Source organism: Klebsiella sp. CN_Kp075 (assembly GCF_040065055.2).
In the GTDB taxonomy this organism is placed as follows: domain Bacteria; phylum Pseudomonadota; class Gammaproteobacteria; order Enterobacterales; family Enterobacteriaceae; genus Klebsiella; species Klebsiella aerogenes.
The window spans coordinates 1,624,594-1,644,475 of sequence record NZ_CM198050.1 but is presented as its reverse complement, the minus strand read 5'-3'; the positions used below and the strand labels follow the sequence as shown (position 1 = coordinate 1,644,475).

General features: G+C 55.6%; 20 protein-coding genes. 7 read left to right on the top strand and 13 right to left on the bottom strand.

Translation table 11 applies throughout. The features are described from left to right. Positions 1 to 2: 2 nt before the first annotated feature. From bglG to mhbT, 7 genes are all read right to left on the bottom strand, one after another. Complete coding sequence (gene bglG / locus ABLV78_RS07860) at positions 3 to 836, bottom strand: transcriptional antiterminator BglG (RefSeq protein WP_032712035.1); 834 nt, start codon at positions 834 to 836, stop codon at positions 3 to 5. A 210-nt stretch (positions 837 to 1,046) separates the two neighbouring features. Further along, positions 1,047 to 1,979 (bottom strand): tRNA dihydrouridine(16) synthase DusC, encoded by a 933-nt coding sequence (gene dusC / locus ABLV78_RS07855; protein ID WP_045391272.1) that lies wholly within the window; start codon positions 1,977 to 1,979, stop codon positions 1,047 to 1,049. 73 nt (positions 1,980 to 2,052) lie between these two features. Continuing rightward, complete coding sequence (locus tag ABLV78_RS07850; RefSeq protein WP_047044900.1) at positions 2,053 to 3,246, bottom strand: 3-hydroxybenzoate 6-monooxygenase; 1,194 nt, start codon at positions 3,244 to 3,246, stop codon at positions 2,053 to 2,055. Between the two features lie 12 nt (positions 3,247 to 3,258). Continuing rightward, complete coding sequence (gene maiA / locus ABLV78_RS07845) at positions 3,259 to 3,903, bottom strand: maleylacetoacetate isomerase (protein WP_015706104.1); 645 nt, start codon at positions 3,901 to 3,903, stop codon at positions 3,259 to 3,261. 8 nt (positions 3,904 to 3,911) lie between these two features. Continuing rightward, positions 3,912 to 4,613: a fumarylacetoacetate hydrolase family protein gene (locus ABLV78_RS07840; protein WP_047044903.1), complete on the bottom strand. Its 702-nt coding sequence runs from the start codon at positions 4,611 to 4,613 to the stop codon at positions 3,912 to 3,914. Positions 4,614 to 4,630: 17 nt separating this feature from the next. After that, a complete protein-coding gene (gene gtdA, locus ABLV78_RS07835; protein WP_047044904.1) occupies positions 4,631 to 5,668 on the bottom strand; it encodes a gentisate 1,2-dioxygenase in 1,038 nt (345 codons plus the stop codon). 11 nt (positions 5,669 to 5,679) lie between these two features. Beyond that, positions 5,680 to 7,038 carry a 3-hydroxybenzoate transporter MhbT gene (gene mhbT, locus ABLV78_RS07830; RefSeq protein ID WP_047044907.1) on the bottom strand — a complete coding sequence of 453 codons (1,359 nt, stop codon included), beginning with the start codon at positions 7,036 to 7,038 and terminating at the stop codon, positions 5,680 to 5,682. A gap of 127 nt (positions 7,039 to 7,165) precedes the next feature. On the opposite strand from mhbT, the gene ABLV78_RS07825 reads away from it, so the two are divergent. The 5 genes from ABLV78_RS07825 to sanA all read left to right on the top strand — a co-directional run bounded on the left by ABLV78_RS07825 (position 7,166) and on the right by sanA (position 11,172). Further along, the gene (locus ABLV78_RS07825) at positions 7,166 to 8,071 is read left to right on the top strand and encodes a LysR substrate-binding domain-containing protein (RefSeq protein WP_045391285.1); all 906 of its coding nucleotides are present in this window, start codon (positions 7,166 to 7,168) and stop codon (positions 8,069 to 8,071) included. A gap of 112 nt (positions 8,072 to 8,183) precedes the next feature. Continuing rightward, positions 8,184 to 8,582: a CidA/LrgA family protein gene (locus tag ABLV78_RS07820; RefSeq protein WP_045376759.1), complete on the top strand. Its 399-nt coding sequence runs from the start codon at positions 8,184 to 8,186 to the stop codon at positions 8,580 to 8,582. Further along, complete coding sequence (locus tag ABLV78_RS07815; protein WP_015365717.1) at positions 8,579 to 9,274, top strand: CidB/LrgB family autolysis modulator; 696 nt, start codon at positions 8,579 to 8,581, stop codon at positions 9,272 to 9,274. The genes ABLV78_RS07820 and ABLV78_RS07815 overlap by 4 nt, the downstream gene beginning before the upstream one ends. A 127-nt stretch (positions 9,275 to 9,401) precedes the next feature. Next, a complete protein-coding gene (cdd, locus tag ABLV78_RS07810; protein WP_047044911.1) occupies positions 9,402 to 10,286 on the top strand; it encodes a cytidine deaminase in 885 nt (294 codons plus the stop codon). A gap of 169 nt (positions 10,287 to 10,455) precedes the next feature. Then, positions 10,456 to 11,172, top strand: a complete 717-nt coding sequence (gene sanA, locus ABLV78_RS07805; protein ID WP_047044914.1) for an outer membrane permeability protein SanA — start codon at positions 10,456 to 10,458, stop codon at positions 11,170 to 11,172. A 70-nt stretch (positions 11,173 to 11,242) separates the two neighbouring features. On the opposite strand, the gene mglC is transcribed toward sanA, so the two are convergent. The 6 genes from mglC to folE form a co-directional block, all read right to left on the bottom strand. After that, the gene (mglC, locus tag ABLV78_RS07800; RefSeq protein WP_015365713.1) at positions 11,243 to 12,253 is read right to left on the bottom strand and encodes a galactose/methyl galactoside ABC transporter permease MglC; all 1,011 of its coding nucleotides are present in this window, start codon (positions 12,251 to 12,253) and stop codon (positions 11,243 to 11,245) included. A 15-nt stretch (positions 12,254 to 12,268) separates the two neighbouring features. Continuing rightward, positions 12,269 to 13,789 carry a galactose/methyl galactoside ABC transporter ATP-binding protein MglA gene (mglA, locus tag ABLV78_RS07795; RefSeq protein ID WP_015365712.1) on the bottom strand — a complete coding sequence of 507 codons (1,521 nt, stop codon included), beginning with the start codon at positions 13,787 to 13,789 and terminating at the stop codon, positions 12,269 to 12,271. Positions 13,790 to 13,905: 116 nt separating this feature from the next. Then, entirely contained in the window at positions 13,906 to 14,904 is a 999-nt protein-coding gene (mglB, locus tag ABLV78_RS07790) for a galactose/glucose ABC transporter substrate-binding protein MglB (protein WP_045391288.1), read from the bottom strand. A gap of 298 nt (positions 14,905 to 15,202) precedes the next feature. Further along, positions 15,203 to 16,225 (bottom strand): HTH-type transcriptional regulator GalS, encoded by a 1,023-nt coding sequence (gene galS, locus ABLV78_RS07785; protein ID WP_047044918.1) that lies wholly within the window; start codon positions 16,223 to 16,225, stop codon positions 15,203 to 15,205. A gap of 155 nt (positions 16,226 to 16,380) precedes the next feature. Beyond that, complete coding sequence (gene yeiB, locus ABLV78_RS07780) at positions 16,381 to 17,538, bottom strand: DUF418 domain-containing protein YeiB (protein ID WP_047044922.1); 1,158 nt, start codon at positions 17,536 to 17,538, stop codon at positions 16,381 to 16,383. A 15-nt stretch (positions 17,539 to 17,553) separates the two neighbouring features. Beyond that, the gene (folE, locus tag ABLV78_RS07775) at positions 17,554 to 18,222 is read right to left on the bottom strand and encodes a GTP cyclohydrolase I FolE (RefSeq protein WP_015365708.1); all 669 of its coding nucleotides are present in this window, start codon (positions 18,220 to 18,222) and stop codon (positions 17,554 to 17,556) included. A gap of 343 nt (positions 18,223 to 18,565) precedes the next feature. Between folE and fghA the strand changes: the two genes are divergently transcribed. Together fghA and ABLV78_RS07765 are read left to right on the top strand one after the other, a co-directional pair. Continuing rightward, on the top strand, positions 18,566 to 19,402 hold the full coding sequence (fghA, locus tag ABLV78_RS07770; RefSeq protein ID WP_047044925.1) for an S-formylglutathione hydrolase: 837 nt from the start codon (positions 18,566 to 18,568) through the stop codon (positions 19,400 to 19,402). Positions 19,403 to 19,553: 151 nt separating this feature from the next. Beyond that, entirely contained in the window at positions 19,554 to 19,874 is a 321-nt protein-coding gene (locus ABLV78_RS07765) for a metalloregulator ArsR/SmtB family transcription factor (RefSeq protein ID WP_047044926.1), read from the top strand. Positions 19,875 to 19,882 lie beyond the last annotated feature (8 nt).

Sequence of the window (19,882 nt, the reverse complement as noted above, 5' to 3'; positions counted from 1 at the left end):
GATTAACGCCCCTCTTTTCTTACCCGCTCGATATGAATGGCAAGAAACATAATCTCTTCGGTGGTCAGCGCCCGTTGATAATTCTTTTGCAGGTGCTTCGCCACCGTTTCCGCGCACTTCCACGCTTTGGCGTAGTTATCTTTCACCGCACTGTGCAGCGTAACGTCGTCATCCTGCACTACCGTTCGCGTTAACATGCGCTGGGCGAAAAACTTCAGATGGGTCACAAAGCGCTGGTAGCTGAGCGACTCTTCATCGTAGTTAAGCTGCAGCTGATACTTCACCAGTTGCAGGATCTCCTGCATCACCCGCGTTACGTGCATCACTTCCGGCATTTCGCTGTTGAGCTGCGCCGTCACCAGATGCAAAGCGATAAACCCGGCTTCATCCTCGGCAAGCTCGACGCCCAGCCGGCGGGCGATGATGGCCCTCGCCTCCTGACCCAGTTCGAACTCCTTCGGATACAGCCGTTTAATCTCCCACAACAGCACGTTGCGAATCGCGACGCCGTTTTTCTGCCGCTCGATGGCAAAGTGGCAGTGGTCAGTTAAGGTGATGTATAAACTTTCTTGTAACTTTCCCAACCGCCCGCGGGCCAGCTCGATGATACGATCGCAGGTGGTCATCACTTCTAACGGTATCTGACTGAGTAATTCGCCTAAGCGGCCAACCAGTTCATCGCTTTGTAAGGCGAAGACTTTTTCAATTTTACTTTCGTCCAACGAGTCGCCCACGCGCTTTTGAAAGGCCAGCCCTCGCCCCATCACCACCTGTTCGCGCTGCTGCTCGTTGACCACTACCACCACGTTATTATTAAGTACTTTGGCGATTAGCATATGAACCCCAGAAACAAAAAAACCTGACCCCCGACAAATGCCAGGTAATCAGGTTTCGCCTGCCGAAGCAGTAGCAATCCAACTATTGCACTGTATCAACTTCTTGTGACGACTCAAGCGCGAGGGAATAAAAACGTGATACAGCTCGCGTCGTATCGTGCAGGAATAAGTGCTAATTACTAAAGTGCGTACGGAATAACACCGCCTTATCTAATAACGTGCAATCGCTTTCGCTATCTCTGCTGAGGTTTGCAAGGTGCGAATTTCATTAAAGAGGCCAAGCGCTTCCGTGTATTCTTTGCGTAAATAGCCCAGCCACTGCTTAATGCGCGCTACGTGATATAAACCGGTATCCCCCTGCTTTTCCAGCTGGGTATATTTTTTGAGTAACTCAACCACCTGCGGCCACGGCATACGCGGTTCATTGTATTTGATTACCCGGCTGAGATTCGGCACGTTGAGCGCGCCGCGGCCAATCATCACTGAATCACAGCCGGTAGCGGCCATGCACTCCTGCGCGCTTTGCCAGTCCCAGATTTCGCCGTTAGCAACCACCGGAATAGTCAGGCGCTGGCGGATTTCGCCGATGGCCTGCCAGTTGATGCGTTCAGCTTTGTAACCATCCTCTTTGGTGCGGCCATGCACCACCAGCTCGCTGGCGCCCGCCTGCTGTACCGCGTCGGCGATTTCGAAGCGCCGTTCGCCGCTGTCCCAGCCGAGGCGAACTTTCACCGTCACCGGCAGGTGATCGGGAACCGCTTCGCGCATGGCTTTCGCCCCGCGATAGATAAGCTCGGGATCTTTCAGTAACGTTGCGCCGCCGCCGCTGCCGTTCACCAGCTTCGATGGACAACCGCAGTTTAAATCCACGCCCCAAGAGCCAAGCTCCACCGCGCGGGCGGCGTTTTCCGCCAGCCATTGCGGGTATTGCCCCAACAATTGCACGCGCACGCGGGTGCCGGACGGAGTGCGACTTTGATGGTGCAGTTCCGGGCACAGTCTGTAGAACGATTTTACCGGCAGCAGTTGATCCACCACGCGCAGAAATTCGGTGATGCACAGATCGTAATCATTAACCTCGGTCAGCAGCTCGCGCACCAGCGAATCGAGCACGCCTTCCATTGGCGCCAGTAATACACGCATATCGTTACCCGGAAAAAAAGAGGCGCTATGGTAGCGCCTCTGTGCGTCGGTTTAAAGATCTCAATATCAGACCTTAGCGTGGTGCGAGGCAGTTATCCTCTTTCCAGCCGTAAAGCCACTCGATACCGCGGTAAAATTCATCCTGCGTTTTGCCCTTCCATAGAAGATTACGTACCTGCCGTTCGACCCCCGCCGCGTGATAAATCCGCCCCATTTCACGAGTTGACCAGACAATTCGCGCGGTACGCGGAATACGCACCGACTCGTACAGCGCGAAGGCGCGAGCGGCGTCGCCGTCGCACTGTTGCAGCGCTTTGCCTATCGTTACCGCATCCTCCAGCGCCATGCAGGCGCCTTGCGCCATATACTGCGCCACCGGGTGTGCGGCATCGCCGACCAGAGTAATGCGATCGTTGCCCCACTTTGCAACCGGCTCGCGGTCGGCGGTAGACCAGCGGCGCCAGGACGTTGGTTTGTCGAGCATTTGCCGCGGGCGGGGATGAATCCCTTTAAAGTAAGAAAGCACCTCTTCTTTGTTTCCGTCGCGCACGCCCCACTCTTCACTTTCGCGGCTATGGAAGGTGACCACCAGGTTGTACTGTTTGCCGCCGCGCAGCGGATAATGCACCAGATGACAATGCGGCCCGGCCCACAGCACCGGCGCGTTAATCCGCAGGTCTTCCGGCATGTCGGCCGCCTCGATCACCGCGCGGTACACCACGTGGCCGGTGACCCGCGGCGCATCGCCGAGCAGACTCTGGCGCACCACTGACTTCACGCCGTCGCAGCCCAGCAGAATATCGGCGGTCCAGCTGTTGCCTTTGTCATCAAAGACCGTCACGTCATCGGCGGTCTGGCGGATATCCACCACCTGAGTTGAAGTCCGGTATTCCACGCCGGGATGGGTCAGCGCGGCTTCCCAGACTGTGGCGTGAATGTCCACCCGATGGATCACCGCATACGGGCCGCCGAAATGGTCACGGAAGGCCTGGCCGGTCTCGATACGCACCACCTCTTCCCCATTCACCGCATCCATCATCGTGATATGGTCGGTAAACACCGCGCGCTGGCGCGCCATTTCGCCGACGCCGAGGCTATCCAGCGCTGAAAACGCATTCGGCCCCAGTTGAATACCGGCGCCGATTTCACCGATTTCATGCGCCTTTTCCAGCAGCATTACTTTGATTCCCTGGCGCGCCAGAGAGAGCGCCGTCGCCGCGCCGCCAATGCCGCCGCCGACGATAATTGCTCGCGTCACTTTCGCCATTTTCCTTCCTCCCTAGGCCGGAATTTTGTCTTGTTGATTTTCCGGCGCGGCGGCAATAAACGCCGGTAGCCGGGTACAGGCGTCGTAAACCGCCTGGCAGCGCGGATAATGGCTCAGATCGCACCCCATCCGCTGCGCGTTGGCCCATTGCGGCACCAGACAACAGTCGGCGAGCGTTGGCCTATCGCCGACGCAGAAAGCGCCGGATTTCGATTGTCGCAGCAGTTGCTCCAGCGCGCTCAGCCCCTGCTGGATCCAGTGGGCATACCAGCGTTTTTTGTCCGCTTCGCTGACCTTCAGCTCGTCGCTAAGATAGCGTAAAACCCGCATGTTATTAATCGGATGAATATCGCAGGCGATGGCGTAGACCATCTCCAGCACCCGCATCCGCGCCGGATCCTCCTGCGGCAGCAGCGGCATCTGTGGGTAGTGGCGGTCAAGCCAGTCAACTATCGCCAGCGACTGGCCCAGCGATTCACCGTCATCGGTGATAAGCGTCGGCACCAGCCCCACCGGATTGAGCCGCCGGTACTCCAGCGCATTCTGCGCCCCGATGCGGATATTCACCCCCACGCTCTGATAATCGATACCCTTGAGGGCCAGTGCGATGCGCACCCGGTATGAGGCAGAGCTATTAAAAAAACTGTACAGCTTCATTGTTCACCTCACACCACGCGAACGGCGATAGGCGTCAGTCCGTCTACGTTGCCGGTAATCACATCGCCCTTCACCACCGCGCCGACGCCTTCCGGCGTGCCGGTGAAAATCAGATCGCCGGGCTGCAGTTCAAAAAAGCCCGACAGATAGCTGATGGTTTCATTTACTGACCAGATGAGGTGGCGTATATCGCTACGCTGATGATCTTCACCATTCACCTGCAGCCAGATCCCGGCTTGATTCACCTCGCGCGCCTCGGCGGCTTTATGCAGCGGCGCGACAGGAGCGGAAAGATCGAATGCTTTACCTATTTCCCACGGGCGCCCCATCTGGCGCATCTCCATCTGGCGGTCGCGGCGGGTCATATCGAGTCCGGTGGCATAGCCCCAGATATATTCCTGCGCCTGCTCCAGCGGGATGTCGCGTCCCGCCTTGCCGATGGCGACCACCAGCTCAATCTCGTAGTGATAGTTGTCGGTCTGCGCCGGATACGGCAGATCCAGCGTTTCGCCAGCCGCCACCGGCACAACCGCATCCGCCGGTTTGCAAAAGAAGAACGGCGGTTCGCGATCCGGATCGAAGCCCATTTCACGGGCGTGGGCGGCATAGTTACGGCCAACACAGTACACGCGGCGCACCGGGAACTGCTCATCGCTGCCAACAACGGGGAGACTAATCGGCGCCTGGGGAGCAAAAACGTATTGAGTCATGATGGTTTTCCTTCTTATTAATAACGCGCTTCGCGGAACAGGCCTAAGGCCTCCTGTACCGGACGGTCCGAGAAGCTAAATAACACGCACTCTTCGCAGGCGTTGAACGATACGCCGTGCCAGGTTGGCGCCACGAAGATGTCTTTCGGCTGGAATGCGAAGGTTTGTTCGCCAATCGTCACCTGGCCGCTACCTTCCACTACGTGGTAGATGGTACTGTCGGTGGTTTTCGCCACCCGCGACCGGAACCCTTTCGGCAACAGTTGCAGGAAAGCGCCCATCGAGGGCATCGGATAGCCGCCGGTGACCGGGTTGACGTAGCGCATCTTGTAGCCGTCCCATTCGTCGGCCTCGCCAAGATGGGTCAGGTCATGCAGCGCCTCGCGGCTACGGTCGTAGCTGTAGTTAAAGATCGGCGAGGAATTTCCCACCTGATGGCGCAGCGGCAACATGTTGGCAGCGTAGCGCGGCAGGTAGTCGCCCTCTTTACGCGTCACCGGCTGCTGCTCCTGCGGATAATCTTCAGCAAAACCGCAGCCGAGATAGTTGACCAGCGGTAAATCGAGACCATCGAGCCAGACCACCGGTTCATCGCCAGGATTGCCGTGATCGTGCCAGCGCCACTGCGGAGTCAGAATAAAATCGCCGGGGCGCATTGGCGTGCGCTCGCCGTCGACGGCGGTAAACGCGCCGTGGCCTTCCACGATAAAGCGCAGCGCCGACTGATTGTGACGGTGGCTCGGCGCCACCTCGCCCGGCATGATGAGCTGCAGGCCGGCATACAGCGACGCGGTAATGGACGACTGGCCGCGCAGCTGCGGGTTCTCCAGCACCAGTACCCGACGCACCGCCTCTTTAGCGCCGATTAACTGCCCGCTTTCCAGCAGCAGCGGGCGAATTTCCTGATAGTTCCAGTACGCCGGGGCGCAGTTGGCATTCGGCGTTTGCGGCACCAGATGGTGCAACGATTCCCACAGCGGCGTCAGATTCTGTCCAGCGATATGCTGATAGAACTGCTGACGATTGCGGTTCGATTGCGGAGTAGATGGCGTCATTATTATTCTCCTCATTTATTCGCGATACCGGCAGAGGGCAACGCGTCGGGTACAGTTCCAGGGCGGCGAACCGCCAGCATCAGCAGGATGAGCATCACCGCGCCGATCGCCGCCGGTACCGCTATAACGTAAAACAGCGTGTCGAAAGAGAGATTCATCGCCATCATCATGCCGCCGGAGAGCGAACCAACGATGGCGCCGCAGCGGCCGACGGCGTTGGACCAGCTGACACCGGTCGCGCGGCTCTGAGTAGGATAAAGCGTGGCAGTCAGCGCATTCAGGCCTACCTGCGAACCACTCACGCCGATTCCGGTGCCGAAAATCGCCAGCGCCATCAGCCACAAACCGTTTTCGCTTAAACCGATCATCACGATGCACAACGCGCCCAGGCAGTAACTCAGCGCCAGCACAAGGAAGGGATTGAAACGGTCCATCAGGATACCGAGCAACAGTGCGCCGAGCGTGCCGCCCACCTGAAACGCGGCGGTCACCCACGAAGCGTGCTGCAAATCGATACCACGATGGTTAAGCAGCGTCGGCATCCAGCTGGAGAGCAAATAGATAATCAGCAGGCTCATAAAGAACACCACCCAGAGCATCAAGGTGATTGTCAACTGGCGGCCGACAAACAGCTGGCTAATGCTGCCTTTCGGCCCGGCCGCCGGTTCATCCAGCCAGAAATGGGTTTCGGAATAGCGCTCGCCGGTGATGGCGCTAACGGTTTTGGCGATGGTCGCCTGCGGCAGTCCGCGGCGAACCTGCCAGCGCGGCGATTCCGGCAGCGCCCACAGCAGCGCGACGGCCAGCAGCAGCGGCAGGATGCCGCCTAAGGCCAGAATGCCGTGCCAGCCGATATGCGCCACCAGTTGGGCGCTCACCACGCCGCCCAGCGCCGAACCCAGCGTGAAGCCGCAGAACATCAAGGTTACTAACGCCCCGCGGCGGCGAGCCGGCAGATATTCCGAAGTCATGGTAATGGTGTTGGGCATCGCCCCGCCCAATCCCAGACCGGTGAGAAAACGCAGGATCACCAGCATTTCAAGATTCGTCGAGAACGCGGAGAGCAGGCTAAATAAGCCAAACAACGCGACACAGAACTCAATCACCCGTTTTCGGCCAAAGCGGTCAGAAAGCGGGCCGCAGAGCAGCGCCCCGGCGGTCAATCCCAATAGTCCGGCGCCAAACAGCGGCGCGAGGTCGCTGGCGCTCAGTTGCCAGTGAATGCGGATATCGGGGGCGATAAAACCAATGGCGGCGGTGTCAAAACCATCAAGCATCACCACCAGAAAACAGCAAATAATCACACGCCACTGCAGGGCGCCAACCGGCGCTGCGTTGAGTAACGTCTGTAGTTCACGTCGTTGAGCCATAATGATGCCTCAGTGCAGGTCAGGGTAGATGTTGTATTTATTTCTTTTATGTTGCGATTTTGTAACCATGGCGATGAAATGTACAATGGCTTTTCGGGCATAGACATAACCTGGAGGTTATCGGCTGATGGCGAACTGGACGCAAAAGTTGAAGCTGCAGCATTTGAAAATGCTGGTGGCGCTGGGTGAGCAAGGCAATCTCACGCAGGTCGCGAAAATGATGAATATTACCCAGCCCGCACTCTCTAAGTGGCTGACGCAATTTGAAGAAGAAGTCGGCATGCCGCTCTTTGAGCGCCACAGTAAGGGCCTGCGCCCTTCGGAAGGTGGCAAACTGCTGCTTCAGCACGCCCAGCGGCTAATCAACGACATGTCGCGCTCGCAGTACGAGATCGAGCGCTTTAAACAAGGCGGGCTGGTCGGCAGCCTGATGATCGGCTGCTCGCCGGTGGCGACAGACTGCGTGGCGCAGGCCATCCTCGCCCTGCTTAAAGAGATGCCGACCCTGCATCTGAATATCGAAGAAAAAGTGATGACGCCACTGCTGCACGACCTGCTCTCCGGCGTGGTCGATGTGGTCGTTGGACGTGTTGGGGGGCGCGCGCTGGAACTGCCGCTCAACTACCGTGTGCTCTATACCGAACCGGTATGCTTCGTCGCCCGTCCCGATCATCCGCTGGCCAGCAGGTCCCATCTGAGCTGGGCGGATCTTGCCGCCTGGCGCTGGATCGTCTGGCCTACAGGCACGCCCATTCGTCAGAGTATTGATAACGCGCTGGTCGATAACGGCGTCATGCTGCCGGAGAATACTATCGAGTCGGCCTCAATGAATGTCACCAGCAATTTGCTGCAAAGCAGCGATATGATCTCTATTCTTTCTTTGCGGCTGGCGCAGCATTACGCCGAACATGGGCAACTGGCGATTCTGAATTTGCCGCGTATTGAACAAAAAGGTAGCGTTGGGGTGTTCTGGCGCAAAAGCGAAGTGCCATCGCTGGCGCTCACTCGTTTTCTGCACTACCTCGCAGAATAAGGCCGCTGTTCCCATTTTCTATGCTGACGATGCGTAGAATTCATGATGTGATCGGTAGCACATTTCAGGGTTTAATTGTATGATGAATGGCAGTTCATCAAGGGTTATTACCATGAGTAAGTCGCTGAATATTATCTGGCAGTACGCGCGAGCTTTCGTCCTGATTTACGCCTGCTTGTATGCGGGCATTTTTATCGCCGGGCTACTGCCCATCACAATTCCCGGCAGCATTATCGGCATGCTGATTTTGTTCGTGCTGCTGGCGCTGCAAATTATGCCGCCGCAGTGGGTCAACCCCGGCTGTAACATCCTGATTCGCTACATGGCGCTGCTGTTCGTGCCTATCGGCGTCGGCGTAATGCAGTACTGGGATTTGCTGCGCGCGCAGCTGGGGCCGGTGGCGGTCTCCTGCGCCGTCAGTACCTTATTAGTCTTTTTGGTAGTGAGCTGGAGCTCGCATCTGGTCCACGGTGAACGCAAAATCATCGGGCAAAAAGGAAGTAAAAAATGATCCATGAAATGTGGTGGTCGCTCCCGTTAACGCTGATTGTCTTTTTCCTTGCCCGCAAGCTGGCGGCGCGGTTTAAATTTCCGCTGCTCAACCCGCTGCTGGTCGCCATGGTGGTCATTATTCCTTTCCTGCTGGTCACCGGCATTTCTTATGAACGCTATTTTGCCGGCAGCAAAATCCTTAACGATCTACTGCAGCCGGCGGTGGTCGCGCTGGCCTTTCCGCTGTATGAACAACTGCACCAGATCCGCGCGCGTTGGAAATCCATCATCACCATCTGCTTTATCGGTAGCTGCGTGGCGATGATCACCGGTACTACCGTCGCTCTGCTGATGGGCGCCACCCCGCAAATCGCCGCTTCCATCATGCCAAAATCCGTCACTACGCCGATTGCCATGGCGGTCAGCGGCAGTATTGGCGGTATTCCAGCGATTAGCGCCGTGTGCGTCATTTTCGTTGGCATCCTCGGCGCGGTGTTCGGCCATACGCTGCTTAACGCCATGCGTATTCATACTAAAGCATCCCGCGGCCTGTCGATGGGTACTGCCTCGCACGCCCTCGGCACCGCCCGTTGCGCCGAACTGGACTACCAGGAAGGGGCATTTAGCTCGCTGGCGCTGGTACTGTGCGGAATTATTACCTCGCTGGTCGCGCCTTTTCTGTTCCCGGTGATCGTCGCTGTTGTTGGATAAATGTGATATGCATCACACTTATAAATGCAACAAATTAGCGTTGCACAAACAATGAGACTTATGTCACATATAGAGCCCGTACGGGCCCGTACACTAGCTTCCCATTACATTGTTATGAGGCAACGCTATGCACTCTCGTTTTCAAGCTGCTTTGACTAATCTGGCGGCAGACCTGCAGGCGGCCATCGCCCCGATGCTCGCAGACCCGCACTTCCCGGCGCTGCTCGAAGCCGATCAGGTGGCGACGCTACAACAAGCAACAGGTTTGGATGAAGACGCGCTGGCCTTTGCGCTACTGCCGCTTGCCGCCGCCTGCGCCCGTGCCGATCTTTCTCACTTTAACGTTGGCGCTATCGCCCGCGGCGTGAGCGGTCGCTGGTATTTCGGCGGCAACATGGAATTCCTCGGCGCCACCATGCAGCAGACCGTCCACGCGGAACAGAGCGCCATCAGCCACGCCTGGCTGCGCGGCGAAAAATCCCTGCGCGCCATTACCGTCAACTACACGCCTTGCGGCCACTGTCGCCAGTTTATGAACGAACTGAACAGCGGTCTGGCGCTGCGCATTCATCTGCCGGGTCGCGAAGCGCACTCCTTGCAGCACTATCTGCCGGACGCCTTTGGTCCGAAAGATCTGGAGATTAAAACTCTGCTGATGGATGAGCAGGATCACGACTTCCCCCTCAGCGGCGATGCGCTCACGCAGGCGGCTATTCAGGCGGCGAACCGCTGCCATGCGCCGTACAGCAACTCCCCTTCCGGCGTGGCGCTGGAGCTGAAAGACGGCACCATTTTCTGCGGCAGCTACGCGGAAAACGCGGCGTTCAATCCGACGCTACCGCCGCTGCAGGGCGCGCTGAACCTGCTGAGCCTTAACGGTTACGACTATCCGGATATCCAGCGCGCGCTGTTAGCCGAGAAAGCCGACGCCGCGCTTATCCAGTGGGATGCGACCGTTGCAACCCTGAAAGCGTTGGGCTGTCAGAATATCGACCGCGTGCTGTTAGGTTAACTAGCCAGATAGCCTGAGCAGATTGCCGGATGCGCCTTTGGCTTATCCGGCCTGGATTCGGTAATCTGCCATATTGCTGAAAATCCCCGCAATTAAACGATGGTTTCTTGCGCTTACCCGGCGGGTAAAGTAGCCTGAAGCTTCCCTCGTCCACCATTGAGTCAAGTTCATGTTAAAGCGTGTGTTATACAGCCTGTTAGTCCTGCTCGGCCTGCTGCTGTTGACCGTGCTGGGTCTTGACCGCTGGATGAGCTGGAAAACCGCGCCCTATATTTACGATGAGCTGCAGGAACTCCCCTACCGCCAGGTTGGCGTGGTGTTGGGTACTGCCAAATATTATCGCACCGGCGTGATCAATCAGTATTATCGTTACCGAATCCAGGGCGCGCTCAACGCTTACAATAGCGGTAAGGTTAATTATCTGCTGTTAAGCGGTGACAACGCCCTGCAAAGCTATAACGAACCGATGACCATGCGCCGGGATCTGATCAAAGCCGGCGTCGATCCGGCGGATATCGTGCTGGACTACGCTGGTTTCCGCACCCTCGATTCGATCGTGCGCACCCGCAAAGTGTTCGATACCAACGATTTTATTATTATCACCCAGCGCTTCCACTGCGAGCGCGCGCTGTTTATCGCCTTGCATATGGGGATTCAGGCGCAGTGCTATGCGGTGCCTTCGCCGAAGGATATGTGGACCGTGCGTCTGCGCGAGTTTGGCGCCCGGTTTGGCGCACTGGCGGATCTCTATATCTTCAAACGCGAACCGCGTTTCCTCGGGCCGCTGATCCCCATCCCGGCGCAGCAGCATGAAGTTCCGGAGGATGCGCAATCCTACCCGGCGGTCACGCCTGAGCAGTTACTGGAACTACAGAAAGAAAAATAGCCGCCGTCGTTTCGTCGATTTGAGATATAAAAAAACCCGCGCCAGGCGCGGGTTTTGTATGGGTTCAATCTTATTTCTTACGCGCGTATTTCAGTGAATCCAGCGCCACGGCGAAGATGATAATCGCCCCTTTAATAATATACTGCCAGTATGGATTGACGCCGATGTAGGTCAGACCGTAGTTGATGACGGTAAAGATAATAACCCCGGTCACCACGCCGAAAACCGTACCCACGCCGCCGCTGAAGGAAACGCCCCCCACCACGCAGGCAGCAATCGCATCCAGTTCGTACATAAAGCCGAGGTTGTTGGTCGCCGAACCGATACGTCCGGCTTCCAGCAGCCCGCCGAAGGCGTAAAACACCCCGGATAGGGCATAAATCATCAGCAGGTTCAGCGCCACGTTAACGCCGGAGACACGCGCCGCTTCCGGGTTGCCGCCGATAGCGAAGATGTTTTTACCGAAACGGGTTTTATTCCACAGGATCCACACGAAGAAGATAGCGATCAGCGCGTAGAAAGTAATGTACGACAGGCGGAATGAACCTAAAGCGACAAAGCCCTGGGCAAACTGCGAGAAGTGGCTGTCGAAACCGGAAATCGGCGACGCGCCGACGAAGTCGTAGTACAGGGAGTTGATACCGTAAACGATAATCATCGTCCCCAGGGTAGTGATAAACGGCGTCACGTTGAGATAGGCAATGACGATACCGTTAATCAAGCCAATCACCGCGCCAATTGCGCAAACCAGCAGAATAACCAACGGGATCGGCATGGTCGCCATCTCCGGGAACACCTTGTTGGCGTTATCCACCGCCTGCAGCATGGTAGCCGCCACCACCGCCGCCAGCCCCACCTGACGTCCGGCGGAAAGGTCGGTCCCCTGAGTAACAATCAGCCCGGCGACGCCGAGCGCGATGATAATACGTACCGAGGATTGCGTCAGAATGTTACTTAAGTTCAGCAGACTTAAGAAGGTCGGGTCCTGGAAAATAATAATGGCCAGCAAGACCAAAAGTACAACGTAAATCCCACCCTCTTTCAGGTAAGTGAGGAAACTCTTTTTATTTAACGCACTCATGGAAAGCCCCTGATCTCAAAGGTGCAATGATGCAAGACGCAGAATTTCATTTTGCGTCGTGGTTTTGGTCTCAACAATTCCGGCAACCAGCCCGTTGCTCATAACCAGAATACGGTCGGTAATTCCCAGCAGCTCCGGCATTTCAGAAGAGATAATAATGATGCCCTTATCTTTTTTAGCCAGTTCGGCAATCAGCTGGTAAATTTCAAATTTCGCGCCGACGTCAATTCCGCGGGTCGGTTCATCAAGCATTAATATTTCCGGTTGGGTTAATAACCAACGGCCGATAATAACCTTCTGCTGATTCCCGCCGGAAAGCGAACCGATTTGCGTTTGATGACCTGGCGTTTTTACACGCATGGAATCGATAACCCATTGGGTATCGCTTTTCATCCGTGAATTGTCCAACAGGCCGACCTTGTTTTTATACTTCTTGATATTTGATATCAGCGAGTTAAAACCAATATCGAGATAAGCATAAATCCCCGTCGAACGACGCTCTTCGGTTACCAGCGCAAAGCCGTGGTTAATCGCTTCGTTAGCGCTATGGTTATTAATTTTTTTACCATGCAGGGTAATAGTGCCGCTGGCCTTTTCGCGGATGCCAAACAGCGTTTCAACGATATCGGTACGCTTCGCGCCTACCAGCCCGGCAATACCGAGAATTTCGCCCTTATGCAGATCGAACGAGACATCGCGAATCGACGGCTGGCGCAGCGAGGTCAGGTTACGAACTTCAAGGATTACTTCGCCCGGTTTGTTTTGTTTATCCGGAAAACGCTGGTTCAGCGAACGGCCAACCATCATCGCAATGATCTTATCCATATCCAGCCCTTCCAGCGGCTGGGTGGCAATCCACTGACCATCGCGCAGGATAGTAATCTCATCGCAGAGCTGGAATATCTCCTCCATTTTATGGGAGATATAAACAATGCCGCAGCCACGCTCTTTCAGCTTGCGGATTATTTTAAACAGGTGATTGACCTCTTTTTCGGTCAGCGATGAGGTAGGCTCATCCATAATGACTATTTTGGCGTCATAGGAGAACGCCTTCGCAATTTCAATCATCTGCATCTGCGATACCGATAACGTCCCCACGCGAGCGCGCGGGTCAATATCAATATCCAGTTCATCAAATATCGCTTTGGTATCGCGATACATTTTATCCTGATCGACAAACATACCTTTGGTGGGGTAACGCCCCAGCCACATGTTGTCCATGACCGAACGTTGTAGAACCAGGTTTAACTCCTGGTGCACCATTGAAATACCGTTCTCCAGGGCTTCTTTCGCCGAATGGAAATCGATCTCTTTTCCCTGAAAAAGAATACTGCCGGAATCTTTTTGATAGATCCCAAATAAGCATTTTAATAATGTCGATTTACCCGCGCCATTCTCCCCCATTAATGCATGGATTGAGTGCGGACGAACCTTCAGGTTGACATTATCAAGAGCTTTCACGCCGGGGAAAGATTTGTTGATGTCGCTCATTTCCAACAAATATTCGCCCGACTGTACGCTATTATTGCTGACCATAGTTATACCTGGCTGCGTTCGTGCCGATCCGCGACGATAAGTTATATCGCAGCAAAATCGGCTTCGGTATCAGGAATAATCGGGCGCGCTGAACGCGCCCGCAATGCATGTAAAACTTATTTACCGATAAACTGGCTGAGGTTGTCTTTATCGACGCCTACGTATGGTACGCGGACAATCTTATTCTCAATTTTCCAGTTGGTGCCAGCAGCAGGCTCTTTGCCGTCAGCCAGGTTCTTCGCCAGATCGAAAGTCGCTTTCGCCTGGTTGTTGGCGTCGTTCAGCACGGTACCGGCCATCGCGCCGGATTTCACCAGCGCCAGCGCTTCAGGCAGAGCATCGACGCCGAACACCGGAATGCTGCTCTTGTTATGCGCTTTCAGCGCTTCTACCGCGCCCATCGCCATCGCATCGTTGTTAGCGATCACCACTTCGATTTTGTTAGCGTTCGGGCCGGAGAGCCAGGCGTCCATTTTATCTTTCGCTTGCGCGGTATCCCACATGGCGGTATCTAACGCCAGCTGCTGAGTTTTAAGACCTTTTTCATTCAGCTCTTTGATAACGTAGGAAGTACGCGCTTCGGCATCCGGGTGGCCCGGCTCGCCTTTCAACAGAACAAACTGAATCTGACCATCTTTATTCAGATCCCAGTTAGGGTTCGCTTTCCAGTGTTTGGCGATAAGATCGCCCTGGATAATCCCGGATTCTTTAGAGTCGGTACCTACATAGTAGGCTTTATCGTAGCTATCCAGCGCCTTGCGCGATGGCTCTTTGTTAAAGAACACCACCGGCACATTTTGCCCGCGCGCTTTGTCGATAACCGTACCCGCCGCCGCCGGGTCAACCAGGTTGATCGCCAGCGCCTTCACCCCTTTCGCCAGCAGCACGTCGATCTGATCGTTCTGTTTGGACTGATCGTTCTGCGAGTCATTCATCAGCAGTTTCACGTCCGGCGCAGATTTGCCGTCTTTTTCGATAGCTTTACGCACGACGGACATAAAGTTGTCGTCATACTTGTAGATCGTAACGCCGATACGGGTATCCGCGGCATGCGCTGCGGCGCCGAAAAGCATACCAGCCATGACGGCGGACAGAGCTAAGACCTTCTTATTCATGGAATCTCCGGTTTTATTATTTTGCATCGTTTTTTTTGGCGTGAAGATAGCTGGCGGGAGTTGTTACATTAGGGTTACCGCACAACGATATTCACAACGTTAATTCTGTCTTCCGTGTAGGGTAACGCTCCAGAAAAACGGCTTCATCAAGTGCCTAACCTATTGTTTAAGATGATGTTTAAACGCATCATCAGCACAGTCTGGTTCGGACTGGTCAACGCTGCCATCATAAACAGCGGAATGTTAATATACTGTGAATTTACTCACAGATTGAAAGCGGTTACATCGATGGATAGATTCAGTTAGTGATCGGCCCCACACTTTGCTTCTGCGTCACAGAATGGCGGCGCACCAGCGTGGGCATAAAACAGTGGCTGGCCTCACTATCGAGTTTTCCTGCCGCCCCTTGTAGCGCCAGTTCGGTAGCCAATTTGGCCATCGACATAATGGGATAGCGCACCGTGGTCAGCTGCGGATCGGTGTAACGGGAAATGGGAATGTCATCAAAGCCAATCAGCGAGAGATGCTGCGGCACAGCAATGCCGTTATCCTTGAGGGTGGTGAGCGCGCCGGCGGCCATACTGTCGTTATAGGCAAACACCGCCGTCAGGCCTAAATTACGCCCAAGCAGTTCCACCATCGCCGCTTCGCCGCCCTGCATATCCGGCGATCCCGAGCCAATCCAACTTTCCGGGGCGATAATACCCTGCTCCTGCAGCGCCTTACCCCACCCTTCGCGGCGCAGTTCATCATCCTCAATGCCGTGGTTGGAAGAGAGATAGCCAATCCGCTGATGGCCGTGATTGAGCAGCATCCGCGTAGCCATGAGCGCGCCGCTGACGTTATCGAGACCCACACAGCGGTGCGCGAAGCCGGGTACAATGCGGTTAATCAGCACCATGCCCGGAATATGCTGCATAAAATCGCCGAGTTCGGCATCGCTTAACGCTTTCGAATGCACGATAAGCGCCGAACAGCGCTGGCGAATCAGCACCTCAATGGCGTTACGCTCTTTTTCAGCTTCATGATAACTGTTGCCGATCAGGACATATTTCTGGTGCTGCTGCGCGACGGTATCCACCGCTTTCACCAGCGCGCCGAAAAAGGCGTCCGACACATCCATCACCACCACGCCGATGGTATCGCTAACCTGGGTCGCCAGCGCCTGGGCATTGGCATTGGGTCGATAACCCAGCTGCGCGACCGCCTTCATCACCGCTTCCCGCGTATCCGGGCTCACCAGCGCGCTGTTGTTCAGCACCCGTGAGACCGTCGCTACGGAGACCCCCGCCTGACGGGCGACATCACGAATGGTGATCATGGAGACCCACCTTAATAGCATTACAATACGTCACACCCACCTCCTGTGTTCAGCAAGGTGGCTATTCTGGCAGTGACACGCGCCGCGCTACGTGAGTGAGGTCACACCGCTGGAAACGGTTACATCCATTTTGTTAATGATTGTGATCGAGATCGTTATACGGATGTATCTCTTGTTGTTGTCCCTGAGGCTCTCAGGGTTAACTGACGCCATAGCCACTCAACGGGCCCCTGGCGGAAATGACGCAACCAAAACTGCGAGAAGAGGAGATTAACGGCCCACACCGCCGGCACAAAGGCCAACAGCTGAAAACGGTCAAATTTCATAAACAGGCCGAGATGATAGAACAGCGTGGTGCAGATCAGGGTTTGCAGTAAATAGTTACTGAGCGCCATCCGCCCAACGCAGGCAATCGCGCCGACCAGACGGAAGCGGCATAATTGCGGCCAGAATCCCCACGCCAGCGCGGCATAGCCGATGGTTTGAAGCGGCGCGCCAAGTTCACGCGGCGCCTGCAGCAGAAAACCGCACCAGCGGTAGTCCCATTGCAAGTACCACTGCGCGGCGATGGCCGGCACATTCACCGCCATCCCGGCAATAATCAGCACCAACCCGACGCGGCGGTAGTGACTAAGGCTAAACTGCCCTTTCAACCAGCCGCAGCGCATTAGCGCCGCGCCCATTAGCATCATCCCCGCCAGCTGCCAGCCGTACTGCACGCCCAGCGCCACCAGGTTATCGGACAGCATATCCGCGCGATTGCTCACCGCCTCCATACCGCCTTTAAGCTTCCAGAACTGTTCATACTGCACATTCGCGGCATCGGGCACCCATGACCGGCTGGCGCCGTTGGCGGAAATCAATCCCAGCAATACCAGCACCGCAATACCGATGAGATATAGCACTACGCCGGTATTAAATAGCGATTTAACGTGTTGGGCATCGCGTACCATGCGCCAGGCAATCAGCCCCACCAGCGCATAGGCCAGCAGAATATCGCCATCCCAGAAAAAGAGGCCGTGAATAAAACCAAGTAGGGCAAGCAGCGTTAGCCGCGACTGGATCCAGCGTTTACCGCGTACCAGCAGCATTTGTAATCCGGCGCCGAACAGCAGAGCAAACAGGGTGAGGAATTTCACCTGCGCAAACAGGTCGAGGATTGCCCAGCTCCAGGCGTCGCTCAGCGAAATACTCCCGGCCCATGCTGGATTAAGATAGGCCGCCTTCGGCAAGCCGAAGGCGGTGATATTCAGTAGCAGAATGCCGAGGATGGCGACGCCGCGAACGAAGTCCAGCGTGACGTTTCTCTCCATGCACCCTGCTCCGAATTAATTGTGGTGACGTACGGCGCGCAGGAACTCCTGGCGGGTATTCTGGCTGGATTTAAACAGACCGCCAAGCGAAGTGGTGGTCGTGGCGCTGGTCGCATCGCGGATGCCGCGCGCTTTCACACAGTAATGCACCGCGTCAATGGATACCGCGACGTTACTGGTACCGAGCAGGGTCTGCAACGCAGTGAGGATCTGCTGCGTCAGGCGCTCCTGCACCTGCGGACGCTGGGCAAAGAACTGCACGATGCGGTTAATTTTCGACAGGCCGATTACCGAATCTTTCGGGATATAAGCTACGGTCGCTTTGCCGTCAATCGTCACAAAGTGATGTTCACAGGTACTGGTCAGCGTGATATCGCGAACCGTCACCATCTCGTCAACTTTCATTTTGTTTTCAATAACGGTGATTTTCGGGAATCTGGCATAATCCAGACCGGAGAAAATCTCATCAACGTACATTTTTGCGATGCGATGCGGAGTCTCCATCAGGCTGTCGTCACTGAGATCAAGATTCAGCAGCTGCATAATCTCAGTCATGTGCCCGGCGATCAGACGCTTGCGCGTTTCATTATCAATTTCTTGTACTGGCGGACGCAGCGGCGTCTCCAGCCCACGAGCGACCAGCGCTTCATGAACGAGTATGGCTTCTTTACTCAATGATGACATTTAGGTTCTCCTGCAGGTGTGGCGCTCTTTGCTCTTCTGAGGGCAAAGTTTGCACTCATTGTGCGTGAGGTGGCGCACATAATCCAGTAGCCGTCACGATAATTATTGAAATTGGCGCAACCTTTCATTTTTACCGCTGCGGTTGGACGTTGTCGATGCGCCACGCCAGCGAGCCCCGCCGCTACCGCGCGCAATCATAAGTACTGTAGATGTTCTGAGATGTTCTTTATAACTCGTATTAATGATGCAATAGCTTTGCGCGACGGGAAAGTGAAAGTTGCTCACCGGTTAATGAAATATCTGTATTATTAAGCATTACACATAGATACCCGAGGAGCCCTGCATGGAACTGCTTGAAGAGCATCGCTGTTACGAGGGTCGACAGCAACGCTGGCGTCATCACTCCAGTACCCTGAACTGCGCCATGACGTTTAGCATCTTTTTACCGCCGGCGACGGAAACCGCCCCGCCGCCGGTGCTGTACTGGCTATCCGGTTTGACCTGCAATGACGAAAACTTTACCACTAAGGCCGGCGCTCAGCGGATAGCCGCCGAACTTGGCATTGCGCTGGTGATGCCCGACACCAGCCCGCGCGGCGATGACGTCGCCGATGATGCCGGTTACGATCTCGGTAAAGGCGCAGGTTTTTACCTCAACGCCACTCAGGCGCCGTGGGCGGCGCATTTTCGCATGTACGACTACCTGCGCGATGAGCTGCCGCAGTTAATTAACAACCAGTTTCAGGTCGCCGACCGTTGCGCCATCAGCGGCCACTCGATGGGCGGCCACGGCGCGCTCATCGTGGCGCTGAAAAACCCAGGGCGCTTTACCAGCGTCTCGGCCTTCGCGCCGATCGTCAACCCATGCAAAGTTCCGTGGGGACAAAAAGCGTTCAGCACCTATCTCGGCGATGATGAGGCGACCTGGCAGGAGTGGGACAGCTGCGCGCTGATGCAGGCAAGCCAGGCCGGGGATGCCATTCCGACTTTAATTGATCAGGGTGACGCCGACCAGTTTCTCGGTACCCAGCTGAAGCCCGCGGTCCTTGCAGAGGTGGCGCGACAGAAACAGTGGCCGCTGAGCCTGCGTATCCAGCCCGGCTACGACCACAGCTACTATTTCATTGCCACCTTTATAGAAGATCATCTGCGCTTCCACGCGAAGCATCTGTTTAAATAGTCCCCCTTCCCCGCCTCGCCGGGCATCCTCCGCTTGCCCGGTTTTTTATCATCGTCAGGAACTACCTTGTCGCTACGGGCGATAATTTGTTATTTCAAACACAACACATATGATTTAGCATATATGTACTCCGATGATAATCTGGTCAACCATGATAAAACCTATCCAGCTGTTTAAAATTCTGGCGGATGAAACCCGTCTAGCCATCATCATGTTGCTACGTGAGTCCGGCGAACTGTGCGTCTGCGATCTGTGTGCCGCCACCGGGCAATCCCAGCCGAAAATTTCGCGTCATATGGCGATATTACGTGAGTCCGGACTGGTGCTCGACCGTCGGCAAGGGAAATGGGTCCACTATCGCCTCTCGCCCCATATGCCGGCCTGGGCGGCGGAGATCATTGCCGCATCCTGGCAGAGCATGAGAGAAGATATTGACGAATGGCGCACGAAATCAGCGTGTAGCACCTGTTGATACATATA